This window comes from Pseudonocardia oceani, assembly GCF_019263585.2.
GTDB lineage: Bacteria > Actinomycetota > Actinomycetes > Mycobacteriales > Pseudonocardiaceae > Pseudonocardia > Pseudonocardia oceani.
Map to the genome: position 1 here is coordinate 1,350,633 of NZ_JADQDF010000001.1, position 22,201 is coordinate 1,372,833.

Here is a 22,201-nt window from a genome sequence, read left to right on the forward strand (position 1 = left end):
GCGATGAACGAGCGATTCGTGCGGGTCGGGGACGTCGAGCTCTGCTACGAGTCCCTCGGCGACCCCGCCCACCCCACCGTCCTGCTGGTCATGGGCCTCAACCTGTCGATGGACCGGTGGCGCGACGACTTCTGCGCCGACCTCGCCGGGCGCGGGTTCCACGTCGTCCGCTTCGACAACCGCGACGTCGGCCGCTCGACGCACGTGGGCGGCCCCGGCATCAGCGCGTGGCAGTTCCTGCGCCGCCGCGCCACGCCGGTCTACACGCTCGGGGACATGGCCGACGACGCCGCGGGCCTCGTCGCGCACGTCGACCCGCACGTCGTCGGGGCGTCGTTGGGGTCGATGGTGGCGCAGGAGGTCGCGATCCGGCACCCGCACCTGACCCGCTCGCTCGTGTCGATCATGGGGCGGCCCGGCGACGGGCGCACCGGCAAGGTCCACTGGACGCGGGTGCCCGACTTCCTGCGCCCGCCCGCGGCCGACCCCGTCGAGGGGATGGTGGCGGCGTTCCGCCGGATCGGCTCGGACGGCCGCACCGCGCAGGACGACCGGGAGCCACCCGGCTCGCACACACCTCCGGGGGCTCGCACACACCTCCGGCCCTGTGTGCGGGCCCCGGAACCTGTGTGCGAGCCGCGCGGAAGCGTCAGCTCAGCAGGCCCGCCGACCGCAGCGCCGCCCGCACGTCCTCGTGGTGCACCGGGTCGAGCGGCACCAGCGGCAACCGGATGCCCGGCGGGATGAGCCCGAGCTCGGCCAGCGCCCACTTCACCGGGATCGGGTTGGGCTCGGCGAACAGCGAGCGGTGCAGGCCGGCGAGGTCGGCGTCGATCTGGGCGGCGAGCTCGGCCTCGCCCGCGAGCGCGGCAGCGCACATCCGCGCCATCGCCTCGGGCGCGACGTTCGCGGTGACCGAGATGTCGCCGTGGAAGCCCGCCAGGATGCTCGCGCGGGCCGTGGCGTCGTCGCCGGAGTAGAGGGCGAAGTCGGGCAGGTCGAGCGCGACGAGGTCGCGGACCCGGTCGAGGTCGCCCAGCGCCTCCTTGAGCCCGACGATGTTCGGCACGGCGGCGAGCCGCTCGACGGTGGAGGGCAGCATGTCGCAGGCCGTGCGGCCGGGGACGTTGTAGAGGATCTGCGGGAGGTCGACGGCCTCGGCGACGGCCTTGAAGTGCCGGTACAGCCCCTCCTGCGGGGGCTTGTTGTAGTACGGCGTGACGAGCAGGGCGGCGTCGGCGCCCGCGGCCTTCGCGGCGGCGGTGAGGTGGATCGCCTCGGCCGTGGAGTTCGCGCCGGTGCCCGCGATGACCGGCACCCGCCCGGCGGCGACCTCGATCGTGCGGCGGATGACGTCGGTGTGCTCGGCGACGTCGAGCGTGGCCGACTCCCCCGTCGTGCCGACCGACACGATGGCCGCGGTGCCCGCCTCGACCGCACGGTCGACGACCTTCGCGAGCGACTCGTGGTCGACCGCACCGTCCTCCCGCATCGGGGTGACCAGGGCGACCAGACTTCCGGTGATCATGGACTCTCCTCCGCGCTCCGTCGGACCGGGACGCTACCTCCTCGGCGCCCGCGCGGTCACACGATCGTGACCCGCGACCGGTGCGCGGGCGGCTACCGTCGCGGCGCCGGTCCTCCCCGGCCGGGAGGGGCTTCGGCGGGGCGCGCCGGATCGACGACCGGACCCGTGGCGCGTGTCGTCGCGGCCACGGTCCTGACCGCGGGCTCCGCGGCGGCGCTGCTCCTGCCGTGGTGGCACGCCGGCGGTCCGCCCCCGGTGCTGCTGACCGACGACCTGCCGCTTCCCCTCCCGCCCGACGCCCGGTCCGGGTGGGAGGTCGTCGGCGCGCCGGTGGCGGTGCTGCTGGTGGCCCTCGTGCTGGTCACCGTGGTGGCGACGGCGCTGGCGGCCGTCGCGCGGACCGGGCTCGCCGGGGCGGGGACCGGTGCCGCCGCGGCCGGTGCCGCCGGGGGGGGGGGCCGCGGCCGGCGTCGGGCTGGTGGCGTGACTGTGGAGCACGGCGGGCGGGGCGTGGGTCACGGGCCTCGCCGGGCTGGCGGCGGTGGTCCTGGCCGTGCTCGTGCCGGGCGGGAACGGCGAACTCGCCGGGCGCGGTCGGCGAACTCGGCGGACGGGGGTGGTCGGGACCGTGGTGGTGGTCGACGACGCGGGCGCGGTGGCGGTGGTGGCGCAGGACCGCCGCCTCGACGAGCCCGTCACCGTGGAGGGCGGGCTCGTCGACGAGCAGGACGGGGTGCTGCGGCGCGTGGAACTTCCGGGCTGACGGCCGGGCCGACCGATCAGCCGAAGGCCGCGCGCACCGGGTTGCCCGCGGTGGTGATGCGGCGGGCGGTGGCGCCGAGCACCGCGATGATCGCGACGAGCCCGGTGGCGGCGACGGCGGCGGGCGGGTCGTTCAGCGCGATCCCGGACAGCGCCCACACGGACGCGGCCGCGTAGCCGACGACGGCCGTGCCCGAGAGCACGACCCACATGAGGATCGCGGCCGCCGCCAGCAGGACGACGACGGCGGCGATGGTGGCCAGCGCGCCGCTGCCCGGGAGGCCCGCCCACACGCCGGTGGACGCGGTGCCGAGCACCGTGGCCAGCGAGACCCACCCGGTGTAGAGCGCGATCGAGCCGCGGAAGACCACCCGCTCGAGCACGCCCGAGGCGGGCTCGCGGCTGAGCCGGCCGAACACGACGGCCAGGCAGACCAGCAGCGCGATGATGAGCAGCTCGGCGACCGGCACCCAGCGCGCCCCGAACGCGAGGATCCACGCGGGATTGAGCACGGCCGACGCGACGAGCCACCAGCCGGTGGTGCGGTGGATCTCGCGGCCGCGCTGCGACGGGAGGAGCTGGTAGCCCGCGTAGGCGAGGAACCCCAGGTAGATCAGGCCCCAGATGGAGAAGGCCCAGCCGGCGGCGAGCAGCGGCGTGGCGTAGTCGCGGGCGACGACGCCGACCGACTCGCCGACCGTCCCGCTGCCCCCGAGGGCCGACACCACGATCTGCACGACCGCGAGCACCGCCACGGTGGAGCTCCGGACGAGGTCGCTGGTGGCGGAGCGCCGGGACGTGACGGTCATGGCGCCATCATCTCCCCGATCCGGCGGCACCGGCCACCCGAGTCGCCCGACGGGCGCAGCGCCCGGCGCGTCGCGCTACCGCAGCAGCAGCGCGTCGAGCCGCCGGGCCGCGACCGCGACCCCGAGGACGATCATCACCGCGAAGTAGGCCAGGTTGCCGAGCATCCCGACGTGCACCGCCCCGGTCGTGAGCCCGCGCATCAGCTCGACGGCGTGGTAGAGCGGCAGGCACTGCACCACGGTCTGCAGCACCGGCGGGTAGACCGAGAGCGGGTAGAAGGTGGTGGAGAACAGGAACATCGGCAGGATCGCGAGCGTGACCAGGTCGAAGTCCTGCCACGACCGCATGAACGACGTGGCCGCCATCCCCACCGCGGCGAACGCGAACGCCACCACCAGCGCGGCGGGCAGCGCCAGCAGCGCCCACGGCGAGACCAGCAGCCCGAACCCGGCCATGACCGACAGGAAGCCCAGGGCGTAGAGGCCGCCGCGGATCAGCGCCCAGCCGATCTCGCCCAGGGCGATGTCGACCGGCCCGAGCGGCGTGGCCAGCATCGCGTCGTAGAGCTTGGCGTACTTGAGCTTGAAGAAGACGTTGTAGGTGGAGTCGAACACCGCCCCGTTCATCGCCGACGCCGCGAGCAGCCCGGGCGCGATGAACGCCGCGTAGCTGATCGGGCTGCCGTCGGGGCCGGGCAGCGTACCGACCAGCGAGCCGAGCCCCTGCCCCATCGCGACGAGGTAGAACACCGGCTCGAAGAATCCGGACACGAACGCCAGCCAGCCCCGCCGCGACACGATCGCCGAGCGCTCCAGCAGCACGCCGGGCCGGCCGGCGTAGTTGGTGCCCGGCATGAGGCGGGCTATCCCGCCGAGCCCCGCCGCGGTCATCGCGTCAGCCTCCGGCGGTAGAGCCGCGTGACCAGCACGGTACCCACGGCGAGCAGCCCGGCCAGCACCGCCGTGTGCCCGAGCACCGCGAGCGGGCGCCACACGCCGAGCGCGGCGTCGCGGGCGAGCTCGGTGCCGTGCCAGAGCGGGGAGACCCAGGTGAGCGGGCGGATCCACTCCGGGAGCCGGTCGACGGGGAAGAACGTGCCCGAGAACAGCGTCATCGGGATGACGACGAACCGGAACAGGGCGTTGAACGGGCCGCCCTCGTTCTCGACGGTGGCCGAGAACGCCATCACCAGCGACGCCACGGCCGCGCCGGTGAGCACGGCCGCCAGCAGCGACAGCACGATCGCCGGCCCGGTGACGCCGCCGAACACGGCGATGACCGCGACGTACACCGCGCCGGACCCGGCCATCTTCGCGACGGTCCAGGACAGGTGCCCGAGCGCGATCTGCGCCGGGGTGATCGGCCCCGCCGCCATCGCGTGGTAGACCCGCTGCCACTTGAACGCCGAGAGCACCGGGTAGGTCGACTCGAACGCGGCGCTCTGCACGGCCGACACCGCGAGCAGCGCGGGCGCCAGCCACACGAGGTAGGGGGCGCCGCCGGTGGCCTGCGCGGCCTGCCCGCTACCGGCGACGAGCGAGCCGAACCCCACCCCGAACGCGAGCAGGAACAGCAGGGGCTGCAGCACCGACGACACGGCGGTGGCCCGCCAGTTGCGCCGGTACCAGGTCCAGAAGCCCTCGGCGACGATGAGCACGCCGCGCGTCCAGGACGGGACGCGGCCGGTGGAGCGCGGGGCGACGACGCCCGCGGGGACGGCGGCCATCAGTCGACCAGCGTCCGTCCGGTGAGCCGCAGGAACACGTCCTCCAGTGACGCCCGGCGCACCAGCGCGGAGAGCGGGTGGTGCCCGGCGGCGGCGACCTCGGCCTGCGTGCGCTCGCCGTCGACCGTGTAGAGCAGCAGCCGGTCGGGCAGCTCCTCCACGCGGTCGGCCACGCGCGCGAACGCGTCGGCCGGGGGCCGGTCCTCCGGGGCGAACCGCAGCTCCAGCACCTCGCGGGTGGCGTGGCGCTCGATCAGCTCGGCGGGCGAGCCCTCCGCCGCGATCACCCCGCCGTCCATGACGACGAGCCGGTCGCACAGCTGCTCGGCCTCGTCCATGTAGTGCGTGGTGATGATCTGGGTGACGCCCTCGCGCTTGAGGCGGTACAGCCGCTCCCACAGCAGGTGCCGGGCCTGCGGGTCGAGCCCGGTGGTGGGCTCGTCGAGCAGCAGCAGCTCGGGGTCGTTGACCAGGGCGCGCGCGATCGTCAGCCGCCGCTTCATGCCGCCCGACAGCGGCTCGACGGCGTCGTCGGCACGGTCGGCGAGCCGGGCGAACTCCATCAGCTCGACGGCCTTGTCGCGCACGTGCCGCTTCGACAGTCCGAAGTAGCGCCCGTACACCTGCAGGTTCTGGCGCACCGTGAGCTCGGCGTCGAGGTTGTCGAGCTGCGGCACGACGCCGATGCGGGCCCGGATCCGCGGACCGTCGACGTCGGGGTCCATCCCCAGGACCTGCAGCGTGCCGCCGGTGCGCGGCGACACGCACGCCACCATCCGCATCGTCGACGACTTGCCGGCGCCATTGGGTCCGAGGAAGCCGAAGACCTCCCCCGGAGCGACGTCGACGTCGATGCCGCCCACCGCCTCGAACTCCCCGAAGCGCTTGCTCAGGCCGCGGGCCTGGACCGGTCCGTCCCCCATGCGGGCACGGTAACCGCCACCCCCGACAGCCGCCCCGGACGTGCTAGAGCGCGAGCTGGAACCAGTGCTCGTCGCGGAACTCCCCGGAGTGCAGCTGCAGCGCGTCGGGGAAGAGGCCGACCTCGGTCCAGCCGCGAGCGGCGTAGAACGCGGGGAGCGCGGTACCGCCGCGGGCCGAGAGGCGCAGCTGCCGCAGGCCGAGCGTGCGGGCGTGCGCGGCGGCCGCGTCGAGCAGGGCCGCGCCCCAGCCGCGCCCCTGGGAGGCGGGATCGACCATCAGCCGCACGACGTCGGCCCGGTGGCCGGTGCGCGGGCCGGTGCCCGGGCGCAGGAAGACGGTGCCGAGCAGCGCCGGCCCGTCGTCGAGGGTGAGCAGGGCCAGCTCGCCGGACCGGAGCTCGTCGACGGCCGCCTCCGCGGCCGCACGGACCTCGGACTCCGGGGAGTCGGGCAGGAAGTTCACGGCCCCGCCCGCCCGGCTCACGGCCAGCCACAGCCGGTGCAGCTGCTCCACCGGCGGCGGCCCGGACCGCGCGCGGATCAGAGGTTCGGCCACCAGAGCTTGATCTCCCGGGCGGCGGACTCGGGCGAGTCGGAGCCGTGGACCAGGTTGAACTGGGTCTCCAGGCCGAAGTCGCCGCGGATGGTGCCGGGCGTGGCCTTCTCGACGGGGTCGGTGCCGCCGGCGAGCTGGCGCCACGCGGCGATCGCGCGGGGCCCCTCGACCACGGCCGAGAGCACCGGACCGGAGGTGATGAACTCCAGGAGCGACTCGAAGAAGGGCTTGCCGTCGTGCTCGGCGTAGTGCTGGGAGGCCGTCTCGCGGTCGACGGTGCGGAGCTCGAGGGCCACGAGGTGCAGGCCCTTGCGCTCGATGCGGGCGAGGACCTCGCCGACGAGCTTGCGCTCCACGCCGTCGGGCTTGACGAGGACCAGGGTGCGTTCAGTCACGCGGAGGAGGGTAGCGAGGGGCTCCGCGGCCGGCCGCACCGCCGTCACCCCGGCGGGGGTGCCGCGGTTCAGGCGACCGGACGCAGCTCCGCCGCGGCGAACGAGACGTCGAACCGGTCGCACCAGATGCTGACGCTGGTGAGGTCGTCGAGGTCGGCGTCCGCCGGGACGGGGTAGTTCGAGCTGCCGATGTTGCCCCTGAGTTCGCCGAGCTCCACGTGCGCGCCGTCGTCGAAGACGTGCCAGCCCGCCCGGCCCTCGATCACCGGGGCGTCGGTCAGCCACACCTCGAGCTGCGGGCCGTCGCTGGTCTCGAGGTCCTCCAGCCGCAGCACGCGCGAGCCGTCGGACAGCTCCAGGAGCACCACCGCGCCGCTGCTCGCGTGCTCGTGGCTGATCAGCTCCCCGCGCGCGAGCTCCACGGGCCCGGACGGGGCGACGGGCGCGGCGGCGGGTACGGAGCCGACCGGGGCGGCGGCCGGGGCCACAGCCATGGGCAGCGCCTCGTCCACCGTGCGGTCGACGAACAGCTTCCAGGGCTGGAACACCGACAGGGCGACGACGATGACGATGACGAGGACGGCGACGACGAGGACGGCGGCGACGAGGACGGCGGCGACGACGAGCCCGGTCGGCACGACGGGGCGGCGCAGGAGGGTCACGAGCCGATCCTGCCGCTCCCGGCCGCCGGTGCTCCTTACGGTTCGCGCACCTGCTGGCTCGGCAGCTCGCCGCGCTCCATCCGCAGGGCCACGTCGCGGCGCAGGAACAGCAGACCCGCCCAGACCAGCACGAACACCACCCCGACGATCGCCAGCGCCGGCACCAGGAACCCGCACAGCAGCACCGCGACCTGCAGGGCCAGCGCCAGCCCGAGGCCCCACGGCCGCCGCTGCAGCCCGGCCGCGACGATCATGCCCAGCGCCACCGCCGCGATGGCGGTGACGGCGGGCGCGGTGGCGCCGGTGCCGAACTTGGGCAGCACCAGCAGCGCGAGCAGGACCACGATCGACTCGAGGACCAGCGTGGCCGCGAAGACCCCGCGGATGCCCTTCATCGGGTCCGGCGGGGCCGGGGGCGCCGACGGGTCGGGAGCCGTCACGACGGCTCCTTGCCGAAGATCGTGCGCGTCTCCCCCGCCGTGACGACCGACCCGGTGACGACGACGCCGACGCCGGACTCCCCGGCCTCCTCGGCCAGCTCCCCCGCCTGCTCGATCGCGGCGCGCAGCACCGGCTCGACGCTGACGCGGTCGGTCCCGAACACCTCGGTGGCCAGTGCGCCGAGCTCGTCGGCGTCCATCGCGCGCGGCGACGAGTTCGACGTGACGACGACCTCGTGCAGCACGGGCTCGAGCTCGGTGAGGATGCCGCGGACGTCCTTGTCGCGCATGACGCCGAGCACGCCGACGAGCCGGGTGAACCGGAACTCGGTGGTGAGCGCGGCGGCCAGCGCGCGGGCGCCGTGCGGGTTGTGGCAGGCGTCGACGAGGACCGTCGGCACGCCCTGCCCGGCCGCGACCCGCTCCAGGCGCCCGGGCGAGCTGACGCCGGCGAACGCGGCGCGCACGGCGTCGGGGTCGAGGGGCTGCTTGGGCCCGGCGCCGATCAGCGCCTCCGCCGCGGCCAGCGCCAGCGCCGCGTTCGACGCCTGGTGCTCGCCGTGCAGCGGCAGGAAGATGTCGTCGTACATGCCGGACAGGCCACGCAGCGCGATCCGCTGCCCGCCCACGGCGATCTCCCGCTCGGCCACGCCGAACTCCGCACCCTCGCGCGCGACCTGGGCGTCGACCTCGACGCAGCGCTCCAGCAGCACCGCCGCCACGTCCCCACTCTTGTCGTGACCAGCCTGGGTGGCGAGCACCGCGACCGAGCCGGGCTTGATGATCCCGGCCTTCTCGCGGGCGATGTCGAGGATGTCGGGACCGAGGTGGTCAGTGTGGTCCAGCCCGATGGGAGTGATGACCGCGACCGTCGCGTCGGCGACGTTGGTGGCGTCCCAGCGCCCGCCCAGCCCGACCTCGACGATCCCGGCCTCGACGGGCGCGTCGGCGAAGGCCGAGAAGCCCATCGCGGTGAGGACCTCGAACTTGCTCAGCCGGCCGACCTTCCCGTCGATGATGTCGAGGAACGGCTCGACGTCGCGGTAGACGCCGACGTAGCGCTCGGGCGTGATCGGCCGGTTGTCGATGTTGATGCGCTCGGTGGCCCGCTGCAGGTGCGGGCTGGTGTAGCGGCCGGTGCGCAGGCCGATCTCGGTGAGCAGCGCGTCGACCATCCGGGCCGTGGAGGTCTTGCCGTTGGTGCCGGTCAGGTGCACGACGGGGTAGCCGCGGTGCGGCTCCCCCAGCACGTCGACCAGCGCCGCGATGCGCTCGGTCGAGGGCTCCATGACCGTCTCGGGCCAGCGCCGGTCGAGCTCGGCCTCGACGGCCAGGAACTCCGCGAAGCTCGCGACCGTCGACGTCGGCGGGACGACGTCGGGCGAGTCGCCGCCGCGGATCGCGTCGAGGACGTGGGAGATGACGGCGTCCTCGGGCTCGGGGATCGCCCCGTCACCCTCGGGACCCGTCATGACGGGAGCGCGGCCAGGCGCGCGGTGACCCGCTCGATGTCGGCGACGGCCGTGGCCCGCCGCGCGCGGATGCCCTCGACGACGCTCGAAGGGGCACCCCCGACGAACTTCGGGTTGCCGAGCTTCTTGTCGGCGGCGTCGAGCTCCTTCTGCGCGGCGGCGAGGTCGCGGCCCAGCCGGGCGCGCTCGGCGGCGACGTCGATCGCGCCCGAGGTGTCGAGCTCGACGTGGACCGACGTCCCGCCCAGCGCGACCTCCAGCGTCGCCGTGGCGGCGAAGTCGTCGCCCGGCGCGTCGAGCCGGACCAGCGAGGCGATGGCCGCGCGGTGCCCGCCGAGGCCGGCCTCGTCGAGCCCGACCAGGCGGGCGGCGACGCGGCGGCTGTCGGGGACGCGCTGCTCGGTGCGGAACCGGCGCACCTCGGTGACCAGCTTCTGCAGCGCCAGGATCCGCTCGGTGGCGGCGGCGTCCACCGGGCGCCCGGCCTCCGTCGGCCACTCCGCGACGACGACGGAGCTGCCGTCACCGTGCAGCCCCTGCCACAGCGCCTCGGTGATGAAGGGCATGACGGGGTGCAGCAGCCGCACCAGGGCGTCGAGGACGTGGCCGAGCACGGCGCGCGTGCCGTCGGCGGTGGCCTCGTCGGCGAGCTGGGGCTTGGCCAGCTCCAGGTACCAGGAGCAGAACTCGGTCCACGTGAAGTGGTACAGCGCCTCGGTGGCCTTGGCGAACTGGTAGTCCTCCAGCAGCGCGTCGACCTGCTCGCGCACCTGCGACAGGCGCCCGAGGATCCAGGCGTCGGCGTCGGTGGGCCCGGCCGGGAGCGGCAGGGCGGGCGAGGCCTGGTGGCTCAGCGCGAGGCGCGTGGCGTTCCACAGCTTCGTGCCGAAGCTGCGCGCGGCGAGCACGGCGTCGTCGCCGATCGGCATGTCGGTGCCGGGGTTGGCGCCGCGGGCGAGCGCGAACCGCAGCGCGTCGGTGCCGTAGGCGTCCATCCACTGCAGCGGGTCGACCGTGTTGCCCGCCGACTTCGACATCTTCTTGCCGAACTGGTCGCGCACCATGCCGTGCAGCGCGATGGTGTCGAAGGGCCGCTCGCCCATCGCGTAGTGGCCCATCATCATCATCCGGGCGACCCAGAAGAAGAGGATGTCGTAGCCCGTGACCAGCACGGACGTCGGGTAGAACTTCTCCAGGTCCGGGGTCTGCTCCGGCCAGCCCAGCGTGGAGAACGGCCACAGGCCCGAGGAGAACCAGGTGTCGAGGACGTCCTCGTCCTGGGTCCAGCCCGCGGGCGGCTCCTCGTCGGGACCCAGGCAGACGACCTCGCCCTCGGGGCCGTACCAGACCGGGATCCGGTGGCCCCACCACAGCTGCCGGGAGATGCACCAGTCGTGCATGTTGTCGACCCACGCGAACCAGCGCGGCTCCATCTCCTTCGGGTGCACCGCGACCGACCCGTCGCGGACGGCGTCACCCGCCACCTGCGCCAGCGGCCCGACCTTGACCCACCACTGCAGCGACAGGCGCGGCTCGATGGGCTCCTTGTTGCCCCGGCTGGAGTGCCCGACGCTGTGCAGGTAGGGCCGCTTCTCGGCGACGATCCGGCCCTGTGCGGCGAGCGCCTCGCGGACCTTCACCCGCGCCTCGAAGCGGTCCATGCCGTCGAACTCGGTGCCGGTGCCGCTGATCCGGCCGGACTCGTCCATGATCGTCGGCATCGGCAGGTCGTGGCGGCGGCCGATCTCGAAGTCGTTGGGGTCGTGCGCCGGCGTCACCTTGACCGCGCCGGTGCCGAACTCCGGGTCGACGTGCTCGTCGGCCACGATCCGGATCATGCGCCCGACCAGCGGGAGCTCGACCTCGGTGCCGACGAGGTGGGCGTAGCGCTCGTCGTCGGGGTGCACGGCGATGGCCGTGTCGCCCAGCATCGTCTCGACCCGGGTGGTGGCGACGACGATCGCACCCTCGCCGTCGCCGTAGCGCATGGAGACGAGCTCGCCCTCGACCTCGCGGTGCTCGACCTCGACGTCGGAGAGCACGCTGCGCATCTCCGGAGACCAGTTGACCAGCCGCTCCGCGCGGTAGATCAGGCCCTCGTCGAACAGGCGCTTGAAGATGGTGCGGACGGCGCGGTTGCTGCGGTCGTCCATGGTGAAGCGCTCGCGGGTCCAGTCGACGCTGTCGCCCAGGCGCCGCATCTGGGCGAGGATCGCGCCGCCGTGCTCGGCCTTCCACTCCCAGGTGCGCTCGATGAACGCCTCGCGCCCGAGCTCGCGACGGCTCGTGCCCTCGGCGGCGAGCGCCTTCTCGACGAGCGCGTGCACCGCGATCGACGCGTGGTCCATGCCGGGCAGCCACAGCGCCTCGTAGCCCTGCATGCGGCGGCGGCGGACCAGGACGTCGATGAGCGTGTGCTCGAAGGCGTGCCCGATGTGCAGGCTGCCGGTGACGTTGGGCGGGGGGATGACGATGCAGAACGGCGGCTTGTCGCTCGTGGCGTCGGCGGTGAAGTACCCGGCGTCGACCCAGCCCTGGTACATGCCCGCCTCTACCTCGCCCGGGTTCCACTGGGCAGGGAGGTCGGCCGTGCGCGGAGGGAGGGTGTCGGTCACCCCACCAAGTCTACGAGCCGCCGTCGAACGGCTTGCTCAGGAGGGCAGCAGCGCCGCGTGCAGGCGGTCGAAACCGAGCAGCGCCCCGAGCGTGCGGCGCCCGACCAGCGACGGGTCGACCGCGCGGATCTGGCCGCTCGTGGGCTCGTAGACCTTCCACGCGCCCTCCTGCAGGCCCACCGCCATGACGTAATGGCGCGGCACCAGGGCCCCCACCAGCAGCGGTACCGGGCGCCCCGACCGCAGCGCCGACTCCACGTCGGCGACGACGTCGGCGACGTCACGGGCGGCGACGTCGTCGACGAGCCGGACCCGGTAGGGCCCCGCCGCCGGCAGGTGGCGCCGCAGCCACGCGACCATCCCCCACGGCGAGGTGCCCAGCGCCTGCGGCCAGAACCGCGTGGACTCGCGGTGGACCTGCTTCTGCCGGGCGTCGTAGCGGGAGCCGAACAGCACCGGCGCGGTGGCGGGCGCGGCCACCGGCGCCCCGACCGCGGCGCGGCCGCCCGCTGCGTCGTCGCCGGGACCGTCGAGGCGGCGCACCTCGGCCGGATCGGCCCAGGCCGCGAGGGCCACGAGCACCGCGCTGCCGCAGGTGGTGCCGTCGACCTGGTCGAGCCGGACACCGCCGTGGCGCTGGTCGCCGAGGCGCTCGGACAGCAGCGGGTTGCGCCCCGCCGCGAGCGGGCGCACCGCCGCCACCGGGACGACGGCGGGACGCCAGGCCCCGACGAGCACCTGCACCCGCCGCGCCGTGCCGCAGACCGTCCGCATCGCCCGTTCTCCCCTCGCCGACCCGGTGCCGATCCTAACGATCCGAAGGCCCGGTGCGCGCGCCGTGCGACGGCTCCGCGACGGATCGTCACCACCGGCCGTCACCACCGGCGGGGCGCGCCGGGCGCGGGCCTACGCTCGCCCCATGACCGCACTGACCCCCGAGATCCGCGCGTTCCTCTCGTCCGGCACTCGGACGGGCAAGCTGGGCTTCGTCGCCGCCGACGGCCGCCCGCTGGTGGCGCCGATCTGGTTCGTCGTCGACGGCGACGACCTGCTGTTCAACACCGGGAGCACCACCGCCAAGGGCCGGGCGATCGCGCGCGACCCGCGGCTGGTCATCTGCGTCGACTCCGAGGTGCCGCCGTTCGGCTTCGTCCAGGTCCAGGGCGTCGCGGAGACGTCGGAGGACCCGGACGAGCTGATCCGCTCGGCCACCGAGATCGGCGGCCGCTACATGGGTGCCGACCGGGCCGAGGAGTTCGGACGGCGCAACGGCGTGCCCGGGGAGCTCCTCGTCCGGCTGCGCCCCACGAAGGTCATCGCCGAGCTGGACATGACGGCCTGATCCCCCAGCCGCCCTGACTCCTCGGTAGCGTCAGCAAGCGTTGAACTTCGGTGTGCTGATCTTGTAGCTGATGGTGCTGAACGGATGGGTGTTCTGCCGCAGTGTCCGCCAGGCCGGGTGGTCTGTCATCCGTGCGAGTTGGACGGTGACGAGGTCGCGTAGCCCGTTGATCGACCATCGGCTTCCGCCGATGTCGGTGCGGGCGTTGAGTTCGCGCATGACCCGTTCCAGCACACCGCTGCCCAGCTCGGGGCCGCCGAGCCAGGCGAGGTCCCTTCGGACCTCGGGCAACAGACAGGTGAAGACCTGGTCGCGGGCGCCCAGGAGCAACTCGGTCGCCGCGTGGTGGTGCGCGCCGGTGATCGAGGCGCTGAACGTGTCGTAGGAGTGCAGGGCTTGGCTGTGGGTGCGGTGCTCGCGGGCGGTGCGGCGCAGCAACTCGGCCAGCTCGGCCCGCTTGGCGTTCGCCCAGGGATGCGGGGCCTTGTCGGCGTAGAGCGCCCACCGCAGCGCTCGGGGCAGGTGCCACCAGCAGCGCTGGATAGGGGTGTCGGGCCAGGTGGTCTCGGCCAGCCGCGTGATCGCCGGCTCCCCGTCGACCACGACGATGACCGGGGCGTCCAGCGCGGCCAGCTGCTCACCCATCGCCGCCCAGGGCTGATCGATGGTGACACCGAGCAGGACGGTGTGGGCGCGACGGCGTCGCCGGGGCCCGCTGCGCGCGGTCAGCCCCAGCGCGATGTTGCAGGCGATCCCCAACCGCCGCGGCCCGGCGCGCATCCCGGTGCCGTCCAGGATGACCACCGCGGCTGAGGCCCCGCTGTCGATCAGCTCGGCCGCACCGATCCCGTCCAGTAGCGGTGCCACGTCGGCCACTGCGTGATGAGCGCGTCCGGTCGAGGCCGGCGCTCCGAACGATCGGGCGACCTGCGCGGCGCGGGCGAAGGACATCTGGCTGGCCAGCTCGGCCAGGTCCACCGCGAGCCGGTCGGTGCGGCGGCGGCCGGACAGGTCCAGCATCAGCAGCAACGGTGCGAAGACCCGGCCGCAGGCCCGACAGCCCACGTTCGCCAAATGCAGGCGCACGACTCCGACCGCGATATCGATCCGTCGTGGGCGTGATCGTCTGCCCTTGCGCGCGAAGTCCTGCATCACCCCGCACCCCGGGCACGCGAACGGCGCCGGAAGGTCACGCACCGGGAGCCAACGAGGCCCGCAGACCCGGTCGATCAACCGGTCCTGCGCCTGCTCCAGAGCGGCAGCCAGGACCACGGCGGGCACCTCGTCACGCATCGCCACCGCCCATGCCTCGAGCTGAGACCACCTCAGAGATCCATCGAGCTCCGGCAGCTCAGCACTGAGCACGACACTAGCCACAGCCATGGCAGTTCCTCACGACGAAGGGCACCACCCTCCACCGCAAGATCCCGAAAGTTCAACGCTGCCGGACGCTACCGACTCCTCAGCCGCGCTGCTCCTGGTCGTTGGCCGGCTCGGCGCGCTCGGTGTCGGCGCCCCAGCCCTCGGCCAGCTTGCTGATCTTCCCGGCGTAGTCGCGCGCGGCGACCGCCGGGTCGTCGGCGCGGCCCGCGGCCACGCCGATCAGGAACGCGGTCACGGGGGCCCCGGGACGGCTGACCCCGTGGGCGACGTCGGAGGTCAGGTCGAGCACCATGTCGACGGTGCCCTCCGACTCGACGGCGTCCTCCAGGCCCAGCTCCCGCGACACCGCGGTGACCCACTCGGACAGGGCTTTGGCATCTGCGCTTCCACTCACGCCTCCGACGTTAGCCGCGATGCCGCAGCCCTGCCGGGTCAACCGGCGAACAGCGCCGGGATCTTGACGATCAGCTGGTAGAGGCCGTAGCCGAAGGGCACGACGACCCACAGCCAGGCCAGGACGAGCAGGACGTAGTAGACCGGGGTGCGGTTCCCGGTGGTGCCGAGTGTGCTCATGCCTGCGCTCCCGCGGTCGCGGAGTCCGTGGTCTCGGTCTCGTGGTACTTCTCGTTCACCGGCCGGATCAGCTCGTTGCAGACGAAGGCGACGACCAGCAGCCCGATCATGATCGAGAACGCCATCGTGTAGCGCCCCGGCCCCTCGACGCCCGCGGCGATCTGCGCGTCGGCGATGGCGTTGACGATCACCGGCCCGAGCACTCCCGCCGTCGACCACGCCGTGAGCAGGCGGCCGTGGATGGCGCCGACCTGGTAGGTGCCGAACAGGTCGCGCAGGTAGGCGGGCACGGTGGCGAAGCCGGCGCCGTAGAAGGACAGGATGAACAGCGCGCTGATGAGGAAGACCGCGCGGTTGGAGTTCGTCGTCAGCGTGATGAGCAGGTAGAGCAGCGCGCCGACGCCGAGGTAGATCCGGTACATGTTCTTGCGGCCCAGGACGTCCGACAGCGAGGACCACAGGATCCGGCCCAGCGCGTTGGCCAGCGACAGGATCGCGACGAACCCGGCGGCCGAGGCCGCGATGGTCTCGGCGGGGCTGGAGTCCTGGAAGAAGTCCTGGAAGATCGGCGAGGCCCGCTCCAGGATGCCGATGCCGGCGGTGACGTTGAAGCACAGGACGACCCACAGCAGCCAGAACTGCGGCGTCTTGATCGCGTTGGCCGCCGACACGTTCGCGGTGCTGATCAGCGAGCCGGTCCTCTGCCGGTCGGGCTGCCAGCCCTCGGGCTTCCAGTCGGGTGCGGGCACGCGGATGAGCAGCCAGCCCACCGACATGAAGACCGCGTAGATCAGGCCCATGACGAGGAAGGTCTGCCCGATGCCGGCGGCCTGGGCGCCGTCGCCGGAGCCGCCGAAGGCCCCGAGCAGCGACGTCGTCAGCGGGGTGGCGATGAGCGCACCGCCGCCGAAGCCCATGATCGCGATGCCGGTGGACAGGCCGGGCCGGTCGGGGAACCACTTGATCAGCGTCGACACCGGCGAGATGTAGCCGACGCCCAGCCCGATGCCGCCGACGAACCCGTAGCCGACGATCACGAGCCAGTACTGGCCGAGGTACATGCCGGCCGCGGAGATGAGGAACCCGGCGACGAAGCACGAGGTGGCGACGACCATCGCCCAGCGCGGGCCGTTGGCGTCGACCTTCGTGCCGAACAGCGCCGCCGACAGGCCCAGCATGATGATGCCGAGCGTGAACGGCAGGGCGCTGAGCACGCCCGCGCTCGGGTTGCCGGCCAGGATCGTGTCGGCCAGCGGCGTCTTGAACACGCTCCACGCGTACGCCTGCCCGATCGCCAGGTGGATCGAGAGGGCGGCCGGGGGTATCAGCCACCGGCTCCAGCCCGGGGGCGCCACGATCCGCTCACGTTGCAGGAAGCCTGCTGCCATCGTCTCGCCCTTCCACGGCCGGCGTACCGGGTCGGGCCGAAACTAGGTGCGGTCCCGGGGCCCCGCAACCGCAGGCCGGGGACACGCCGAACGCCGGCCCCGGGATCCGGGACCGGCGTTCGGTGCGTGATCGGACTGCTACGCGGAGCGCTCCCGCCGCTCCCGGCGGGCCGGGGTGCGGGGCACGATCGTCGGGTTCACGTTGCTGCGGACCGTCTGCTCGGTGACGACGACCTTGGCGACGTCGTCACGGCTCGGGATGTCGTACATCACGGGGAGCAGGACCTCCTCCATGATCGCGCGCAGCCCACGGGCCCCGGTGCCGCGCAGGATGGCCTGGTCGGCCACCGCCTCCAGCGCGCCCTCGGTGAACTCGAGCTCCACGCCGTCCATCTCGAACAGCTTGCAGTACTGCTTGACCAGCGCGTTGCGGGGCTCGGTCAGGATCTTGACCAGGGCCTCCTTGTCGAGCGACGTCACCGAGGCGACGACCGGCAGGCGGCCGATGAACTCGGGGATGAGGCCGAACTTGATGAGGTCCTCGGGCATGGTGTCGCCGAAGCTCTCGGCCGCGTCGAGGTCGTTCTTCGAGCGGATCTCCGCACCGAAGCCCAGCCCGCGCCGGCCGACCCGGTCGCCGATGATCTTCTCGAGGCCCGCGAAGGCCCCGGCCACGATGAACAGCACGTTCGTCGTGTCGATCTGGATGAACTCCTGGTGCGGGTGCTTGCGCCCGCCCTGCGGCGGCACGCTCGCCGTGGTGCCCTCGAGGATCTTCAGCAGCGCCTGCTGCACACCCTCGCCGGACACGTCGCGGGTGATCGACGGGTTCTCGCTCTTGCGGGCGATCTTGTCGACCTCGTCGATGTAGATGATGCCGGTCTCGGCGCGCTTGACGTCGTAGTCGGCCGCCTGGATGAGCTTCAGGAGGATGTTCTCGACGTCCTCTCCGACGTACCCGGCCTCGGTGAGGGCGGTGGCGTCGGCGATCGCGAACGGCACGTTGAGCAGCTTCGCCAGCGTCTGCGCGAGGTAGGTCTTGCCGCAGCCGGTCGGGCCGAGCATGAGGATGTTGGACTTCGACAGCTCCACGCCGTCGCCGTCGGCCCCGCGCGCCTTGTCGCCGGCCTGGATGCGCTTGTAGTGGTTGTAGACCGCCACCGAGAGCGTCCGCTTGGTCCGGCTCTGGCCGACGACGTACTGGTCGAGGAAGTCGTGGATCTCGGCGGGCTTGGGCAGCTCGTCGAGCTTGACCTCACCGGCCTCGGCCAGCTCTTCCTCGATGATCTCGTTGCAGAGATCGATGCACTCGTCGCAGATGTAGACGCCAGGTCCGGCGATCAGCTTCTTGACCTGCTTCTGGCTCTTGCCGCAGAACGAGCACTTGAGCAGATCACCACCATCACCGATGCGTGCCATGAGTGCAGACCCCAAATCTCATCAGCGCGACCCCAACCGGCGTACCCGGTAGGCGCGGCCCTCGTGACGGTACCCGCCCGACCCGCCCCCGGGGGAGCACCAGCGTGCTCGGATCCTGGGGCGCGTCGGCGGACGGCCGGTGCCGGGCGTCAGGAGCCCCGCACCGACCGGGTGGTGCAGCCGGCCCGACTAGGAGACGGCGGACAGCTTCCGGCTCTGGATGATCTCGTCGACGATCCCGTACTCCTTGGCCTCGACGGCCGTCAGGATCTTGTCGCGCTCGACGTCGCGGCGGACCTGCTCCTCGCTCTTGCCGGTGTGCTTGGCGAGCGTGGCCTCCATCAGCTTGCGGACCCGGGAGATCTCCGCGGCCTGGATCTCGAGGTCCGAGACCTGGCCGTAGGTGCCCTCGGTGGCCGGCTGGTGGATGAGGACCCGCGCGTTCTGCACCGCGAGGCGACGCCCCGGGGTGCCCGCGGCGAGCAGCACGGCCGCGGCCGACGCGGCCTGCCCGAGGCAGACCGTCTGGATGTCGGGGCGGATGAACTGCATCGTGTCGTAGATCGCCATCAGCGACGTGAACGAGCCGCCGGGCGAGTTGATGTACATGCTGATCTCGCGGTCCGGGTCGGCCGACTCCAGGCACAGCAGCTGCGCCATGACGTCGTTGGCCGACGCGTCGTCGATCTGCACGCCGAGGAAGATGATGCGCTCCTCGAACAGCTTGTTGTACGGGTTCGACTCCTTGACCCCGTAGCTCGTGCGCTCCACGAAGGACGGCAGCACGTACCGCGACTGCGGCGAGTGGAACTGAGTCCCGCTGTTGAACGTCACTGCGCGCTCCCGTTCCCGTTGGTCTCGTTGCCGATGCTCTCGTTGCCGTCGGGCAGCTGCCCGGCGCGGGAGATGACGTGGTCGACGAAGCCGTACTCCAGCGCCTCCGGGGCGCGGAACCAGCGGTCGCGCTCCGAGTCGGCGGTGACCTTCTCGACCGTCTGCCCGGTGTGCTGCGCGATCAGCTCGGCGAGCTCGCGCTTGAGCAGCCGCGACTGCTCGGCCTGGATGACGATGTCGGACTCCTGACCACCCACGCCGGAGGACGGCTGGTGCATCATGATCCGCGCGTGCGGCAGGGCGTAGCGCTTGCCGCGGGCGCCGGCCGAGAGCAGGAACTGCCCCATGGACGCCGCCAGGCCCATCGCGAACGTGGCCACGTCGCAGGGCACGAACTCCATCGTGTCGAAGATGGCCATGCCCGCCGACACCGATCCGCCGGGCGAGTTGATGTAGAGCTGGATGTCCGACTCGGGGTCCTCCGCGGACAGCAGCAGCATCTGCGCGGCGATCCGGTTGGCGATGTCGTCGTCGACCTGCTGGCCCAGGACGATGATCCGCTGCTGGAGCAGCCGCTCGTAGACCGAGTCCGACAGCGTCAGCGACGAGGGCGCGCCCCGTCGCATCGACGCTCCGTCGAGGCGGTCCGCGGTACGCGAACCGGTTTCGTGGGTCCTCACTTCACCCTCTGCTTTCTGGTGCTGGTCAGCTCGCGTGTGCATCGGGGCCGACCCTACGCGGACGGGCGTCGCGCCCGCCGCGTTCGGACCGGTTGTTCGCTCTGGGCGTGTCCGCGGCTCAGGAACCGTCGGCCGCCTTGCCCTCGGTGGCCTCGGCCGCGGGCGCGTCGCCCGACTCGTCGGCGGCCTCGTCGTCCGTCGCCTCGACGGCGGCGGCCTCCTCGGCGGCGGCGGCGTCCTCGGACTCCACGACCTCGCCGGGGACCTCGGTGACCTCGATGCCGTCGCCCTCGTCGCCGAGGAGGTCGGACAGGTCGACCTCGGCGCCCGAGGCGTCGGTGACCGTGGCCGCGCGGACGGCGGTGATGAGGGCCTTGGTGCGGCGGACGTCGGCGTAGATCGCGCCGAGCTGGCCGGCCTCCTGGATGCGGCGCACGAACTCCTCGGGCGGCATCCGGTACTGCTGGGCCTGGTAGACGATGCGCTCGGTGAGCTCCTGGTCGTTGACGCTCACCTGCTCGGCGTCGGCCAGCGCGTCGAGCACGAGGCGCGTGCGGACCGACTTCTCGGCCTCCTCGCGCGTCTCGGTGTCGAACTCCTCACGGGTGCGGCCGTCGCTCGCCAGCGCCTGCGCGAAGCGCTCCTCGTCGTGGTCGAAGCCGTGCACCGCGTCGTGGGTGACCGACTCGACCTCGGCGGCGACGATGCTCTCGGGCAGCGGCACCTCGGTGCCGTCGACGATGGCCTCGAGGATGCGGTCGCGGGCCTGCGTGACCTGCTCCATCCGCTTGACGCGCGCGAGGCGTTCGCGCAGGTCGGCGGTGAGCTCGTCGAGGGTGTCGAACTCGCTCGCCAGCTGGGCGAACTCGTCGTCGGCGTCGGGGAGCTGGCGCTCCTTGACCGCGGTGACCTTGACGGTGACCTCGGCGTCGGAGTCCGCGTGCTCGCCGGCGACCAGCTTCGTGGTGAAGGTCTTCTCCTCGTCGGCCGACATGCCCTGTACGGCCTCGTCGAGGCCGTCGATCAGGCCGCCCTGGCCCACCTGGTAGGAGAAGCCGCTGGTGGTGGCCTCCTCGACGGGCTCGCCGCCGACGGTGGCGGAGAGGTCGACGAGCACGAAGTCGTCGGTGCCCGCGGCGCGCTCGACGCCGGTCAGCGTGCCGAAGCGGGCGCGCAGGCTCTCGAGCTGCTCGTCGACGTCGGCGTCGGTGACCTCGACGTCGTCGACGGTGACGGCCAGCGTGGAGAGGTCGGGCAGCGTCAGGTCGGGGCGGACGTCGACCTCGGCGGTGAACGCGAGGCGCTCCCCGTCGGCGATCTCGGTGACCTCGATGTCGGGGCGCCCGATCGGGTTGACCTCGTCGGCCGCGCTGACGGCCTCGGTGTACTTGTTCGGGACGGCGGCGTTGACGACCTCGTCCAGGACGACCCCGCGGCCCAGGCGGGCCTCGATGATGCGCGCCGGCACCTTGCCCTTGCGGAAGCCGGGGACGGAGACCTGCTGCGCGATCTTCTTGTAGGCGCGGTCGAAGTCCGGCTTGAGCTCGTCGAACGGCACCTCGACATTGATCCGGACCCGCGTCGGGCTCAGCCGCTCGATGGTGCTCTTCACGGTGGGGACACTCCTCATTCTGCGAACACGGCGCATGGCGGGGCACGGGCACGGGACCCGTGCCGACGGCAGTCCGCCGAGTCTAGACGAGTAAGTCCGAATGCGATCAGTGGTCGTAGGCGGTCAGGGAGCGGGTGATCGGTTGGCCGGTGGCCCGGTTGTGCCAGATCGCGGCGGTCAGGGCGAGGAGGCGTTGTCCGATCCGGGCGCCGACCCCGTCGATGGTGCGTCCGCCATGTAGTTCCAGGTCGAGCTGTCCTTTGAGGGTGTCGAAGATCGATTCGACGAGTTGGCGGACGGGTTTGAGCAGATGCTCGGCTGGATGCGGGGTGCGGTTGCGGTAGGACGGTCGCAGTAGTGCAATACCGCGTTCGGCGAGGTAGGTGTCGAGTTCGCGGGACACGTAGCCCTTGTCGGCGATGATGGTGAGTCCGGGCCGGTCGGCGGTCAGAGTGTGGTCGTGGTCCAGTGCGGCAATGAGCACCTGGCGTTCGTCGATCTTGGGGTCGGCCAGGGCCCAGGTGATAGGCAGCCCGGACGGGGTGGCGATCAGGTGCAGGCGCAGTCCCCAGAAGAACCGTGAGTGCGAGGCGCAGTAGCTGTAGCCGGCCCAGCCGGCGAGGTTGGAGCGCTTGACCGTGGGGCGGGAACGGGCGCACTCGACCGGGGTGGAGTCCACGACCCAGACCGGGTCGGCCCATAGATCGGTGTCGGTGGCCAGTACCCGGATCAGCTGTTTGATCAGGGGCAACGCCGCGCGTAGACGCTTGTTGTAGCCCGACTGGCCGGGCAGGTAGGGGAACGCGCCGGGCAGGTGTGTGGGCACGAACCGCAGCCACCGGGCCTCGGACCGCACGCCGAGCAGGACCTGGGCGACGGCGAGGGTGAGCAGTTCGGCGTCGGAGAGTTTCGGTGGTCTCCCGGTGCGGGTGCGGCGCCCGAGATAGTCATCGATCTTGACGTAAAGTGCGGTCAGGAGGGTGTTGAGGTTGGTCGTCACACACTGACCTTCAACACCCTCCGTCCACCTTCGTGGGTGCCACGCCGTTAGGACTTACTCGTCTAGGTGAACCGGCGCCGG

Annotated in this window: 24 protein-coding genes; 3 read left to right on the forward strand and 21 right to left on the reverse strand. The window is 72.5% G+C overall.

The features are described 5' to 3' along the window. The first annotated feature begins 3 nt into the window (after window positions 1-3). The gene (locus tag I4I82_RS06730) at window positions 4-747 is read left to right on the forward strand and encodes an alpha/beta fold hydrolase (RefSeq protein ID WP_218595479.1); all 744 of its coding nucleotides are present in this window, start codon (window positions 4-6) and stop codon (window positions 745-747) included. Here the strand turns inward: I4I82_RS06730 and dapA are convergent. Next, window positions 650-1,528 (reverse strand): 4-hydroxy-tetrahydrodipicolinate synthase, encoded by an 879-nt coding sequence (dapA, locus tag I4I82_RS06735; protein WP_218593371.1) that lies wholly within the window; start codon window positions 1,526-1,528, stop codon window positions 650-652. The two genes, I4I82_RS06730 and dapA, sit on opposite strands and share 98 nt — an antisense overlap. Before the next feature lie 616 nt (window positions 1,529-2,144). Here dapA and I4I82_RS06740 point away from each other — a divergent pair. Continuing rightward, window positions 2,145-2,291, forward strand: coding sequence for a hypothetical protein (locus I4I82_RS06740; protein WP_218595480.1), 147 nt, complete (start codon window positions 2,145-2,147; stop codon window positions 2,289-2,291). A 16-nt stretch (window positions 2,292-2,307) separates the two neighbouring features. Here I4I82_RS06740 and I4I82_RS06745 read toward each other — a convergent pair whose 3' ends face one another. From I4I82_RS06745 to I4I82_RS06795, 11 genes are all read right to left on the reverse strand, one after another. Continuing rightward, the gene (locus tag I4I82_RS06745; protein WP_218592644.1) at window positions 2,308-3,099 is read right to left on the reverse strand and encodes a TspO-related membrane protein; all 792 of its coding nucleotides are present in this window, start codon (window positions 3,097-3,099) and stop codon (window positions 2,308-2,310) included. 75 nt (window positions 3,100-3,174) lie between these two features. Further along, a complete protein-coding gene (locus I4I82_RS06750) occupies window positions 3,175-3,990 on the reverse strand; it encodes an ABC transporter permease (protein ID WP_218595481.1) in 816 nt (271 codons plus the stop codon). Then, entirely contained in the window at window positions 3,987-4,826 is an 840-nt protein-coding gene (locus tag I4I82_RS06755; protein ID WP_218592642.1) for an ABC transporter permease, read from the reverse strand. Before I4I82_RS06755 ends, I4I82_RS06750 begins: the two co-directional genes overlap by 4 nt. Beyond that, window positions 4,826-5,749 carry an ABC transporter ATP-binding protein gene (locus I4I82_RS06760; protein WP_218595482.1) on the reverse strand — a complete coding sequence of 308 codons (924 nt, stop codon included), beginning with the start codon at window positions 5,747-5,749 and terminating at the stop codon, window positions 4,826-4,828. The genes I4I82_RS06755 and I4I82_RS06760 overlap by 1 nt, the downstream gene beginning before the upstream one ends. A gap of 43 nt (window positions 5,750-5,792) precedes the next feature. Next, a complete protein-coding gene (locus I4I82_RS06765) occupies window positions 5,793-6,305 on the reverse strand; it encodes a GNAT family N-acetyltransferase (protein ID WP_218595483.1) in 513 nt (170 codons plus the stop codon). Next, the gene (gene ndk, locus I4I82_RS06770; RefSeq protein WP_172159431.1) at window positions 6,290-6,700 is read right to left on the reverse strand and encodes a nucleoside-diphosphate kinase; all 411 of its coding nucleotides are present in this window, start codon (window positions 6,698-6,700) and stop codon (window positions 6,290-6,292) included. The genes I4I82_RS06765 and ndk overlap by 16 nt, the downstream gene beginning before the upstream one ends. A 68-nt stretch (window positions 6,701-6,768) precedes the next feature. Continuing rightward, window positions 6,769-7,362 carry a DM13 domain-containing protein gene (locus tag I4I82_RS06775; protein WP_226369913.1) on the reverse strand — a complete coding sequence of 198 codons (594 nt, stop codon included), beginning with the start codon at window positions 7,360-7,362 and terminating at the stop codon, window positions 6,769-6,771. A 35-nt stretch (window positions 7,363-7,397) separates the two neighbouring features. Next, window positions 7,398-7,802 carry a DUF4233 domain-containing protein gene (locus I4I82_RS06780; RefSeq protein WP_226369914.1) on the reverse strand — a complete coding sequence of 135 codons (405 nt, stop codon included), beginning with the start codon at window positions 7,800-7,802 and terminating at the stop codon, window positions 7,398-7,400. Next, entirely contained in the window at window positions 7,799-9,274 is a 1,476-nt protein-coding gene (locus tag I4I82_RS06785) for a bifunctional folylpolyglutamate synthase/dihydrofolate synthase (RefSeq protein ID WP_218595484.1), read from the reverse strand. Before I4I82_RS06785 ends, I4I82_RS06780 begins: the two co-directional genes overlap by 4 nt. Next, on the reverse strand, window positions 9,271-11,889 hold the full coding sequence (locus I4I82_RS06790) for a valine--tRNA ligase (RefSeq protein ID WP_218595485.1): 2,619 nt from the start codon (window positions 11,887-11,889) through the stop codon (window positions 9,271-9,273). The genes I4I82_RS06785 and I4I82_RS06790 overlap by 4 nt, the downstream gene beginning before the upstream one ends. A 36-nt stretch (window positions 11,890-11,925) precedes the next feature. Continuing rightward, on the reverse strand, window positions 11,926-12,663 hold the full coding sequence (locus I4I82_RS06795) for a hypothetical protein (protein ID WP_218592637.1): 738 nt from the start codon (window positions 12,661-12,663) through the stop codon (window positions 11,926-11,928). A gap of 145 nt (window positions 12,664-12,808) precedes the next feature. Here I4I82_RS06795 and I4I82_RS06800 point away from each other — a divergent pair, with 145 nt between their 5' ends. After that, window positions 12,809-13,231, forward strand: a complete 423-nt coding sequence (locus I4I82_RS06800; protein WP_218592636.1) for a PPOX class F420-dependent oxidoreductase — start codon at window positions 12,809-12,811, stop codon at window positions 13,229-13,231. Between the two features lie 30 nt (window positions 13,232-13,261). Here the strand turns inward: I4I82_RS06800 and I4I82_RS06805 are convergent, their stop codons facing one another. The 9 genes from I4I82_RS06805 to I4I82_RS06845 form a co-directional block, all read right to left on the reverse strand. Further along, the gene (locus I4I82_RS06805; protein ID WP_443690139.1) at window positions 13,262-14,614 is read right to left on the reverse strand and encodes an ISH6 family transposase; all 1,353 of its coding nucleotides are present in this window, start codon (window positions 14,612-14,614) and stop codon (window positions 13,262-13,264) included. 79 nt (window positions 14,615-14,693) lie between these two features. Continuing rightward, a complete protein-coding gene (locus tag I4I82_RS06810) occupies window positions 14,694-15,008 on the reverse strand; it encodes a DUF6457 domain-containing protein (RefSeq protein WP_218594595.1) in 315 nt (104 codons plus the stop codon). 38 nt (window positions 15,009-15,046) lie between these two features. Further along, the gene (locus I4I82_RS06815; protein ID WP_218594594.1) at window positions 15,047-15,187 is read right to left on the reverse strand and encodes an MFS transporter small subunit; all 141 of its coding nucleotides are present in this window, start codon (window positions 15,185-15,187) and stop codon (window positions 15,047-15,049) included. Then, window positions 15,184-16,575 (reverse strand): OFA family MFS transporter, encoded by a 1,392-nt coding sequence (locus tag I4I82_RS06820; RefSeq protein WP_218595487.1) that lies wholly within the window; start codon window positions 16,573-16,575, stop codon window positions 15,184-15,186. Before I4I82_RS06820 ends, I4I82_RS06815 begins: the two co-directional genes overlap by 4 nt. 138 nt (window positions 16,576-16,713) lie before the next feature. Then, a complete protein-coding gene (gene clpX / locus I4I82_RS06825) occupies window positions 16,714-17,994 on the reverse strand; it encodes an ATP-dependent Clp protease ATP-binding subunit ClpX (RefSeq protein ID WP_172159405.1) in 1,281 nt (426 codons plus the stop codon). Between the two features lie 189 nt (window positions 17,995-18,183). Beyond that, the gene (locus tag I4I82_RS06830) at window positions 18,184-18,828 is read right to left on the reverse strand and encodes an ATP-dependent Clp protease proteolytic subunit (RefSeq protein ID WP_218589473.1); all 645 of its coding nucleotides are present in this window, start codon (window positions 18,826-18,828) and stop codon (window positions 18,184-18,186) included. Further along, window positions 18,825-19,454 carry an ATP-dependent Clp protease proteolytic subunit gene (locus I4I82_RS06835; protein WP_218589472.1) on the reverse strand — a complete coding sequence of 210 codons (630 nt, stop codon included), beginning with the start codon at window positions 19,452-19,454 and terminating at the stop codon, window positions 18,825-18,827. Before I4I82_RS06835 ends, I4I82_RS06830 begins: the two co-directional genes overlap by 4 nt. 172 nt (window positions 19,455-19,626) lie before the next feature. Continuing rightward, window positions 19,627-21,120, reverse strand: coding sequence for a trigger factor (tig, locus tag I4I82_RS06840; protein WP_218589471.1), 1,494 nt, complete (start codon window positions 21,118-21,120; stop codon window positions 19,627-19,629). A gap of 106 nt (window positions 21,121-21,226) precedes the next feature. Further along, complete coding sequence (locus tag I4I82_RS06845) at window positions 21,227-22,120, reverse strand: IS982 family transposase (RefSeq protein WP_218595225.1); 894 nt, start codon at window positions 22,118-22,120, stop codon at window positions 21,227-21,229. Window positions 22,121-22,201 lie beyond the last annotated feature (81 nt).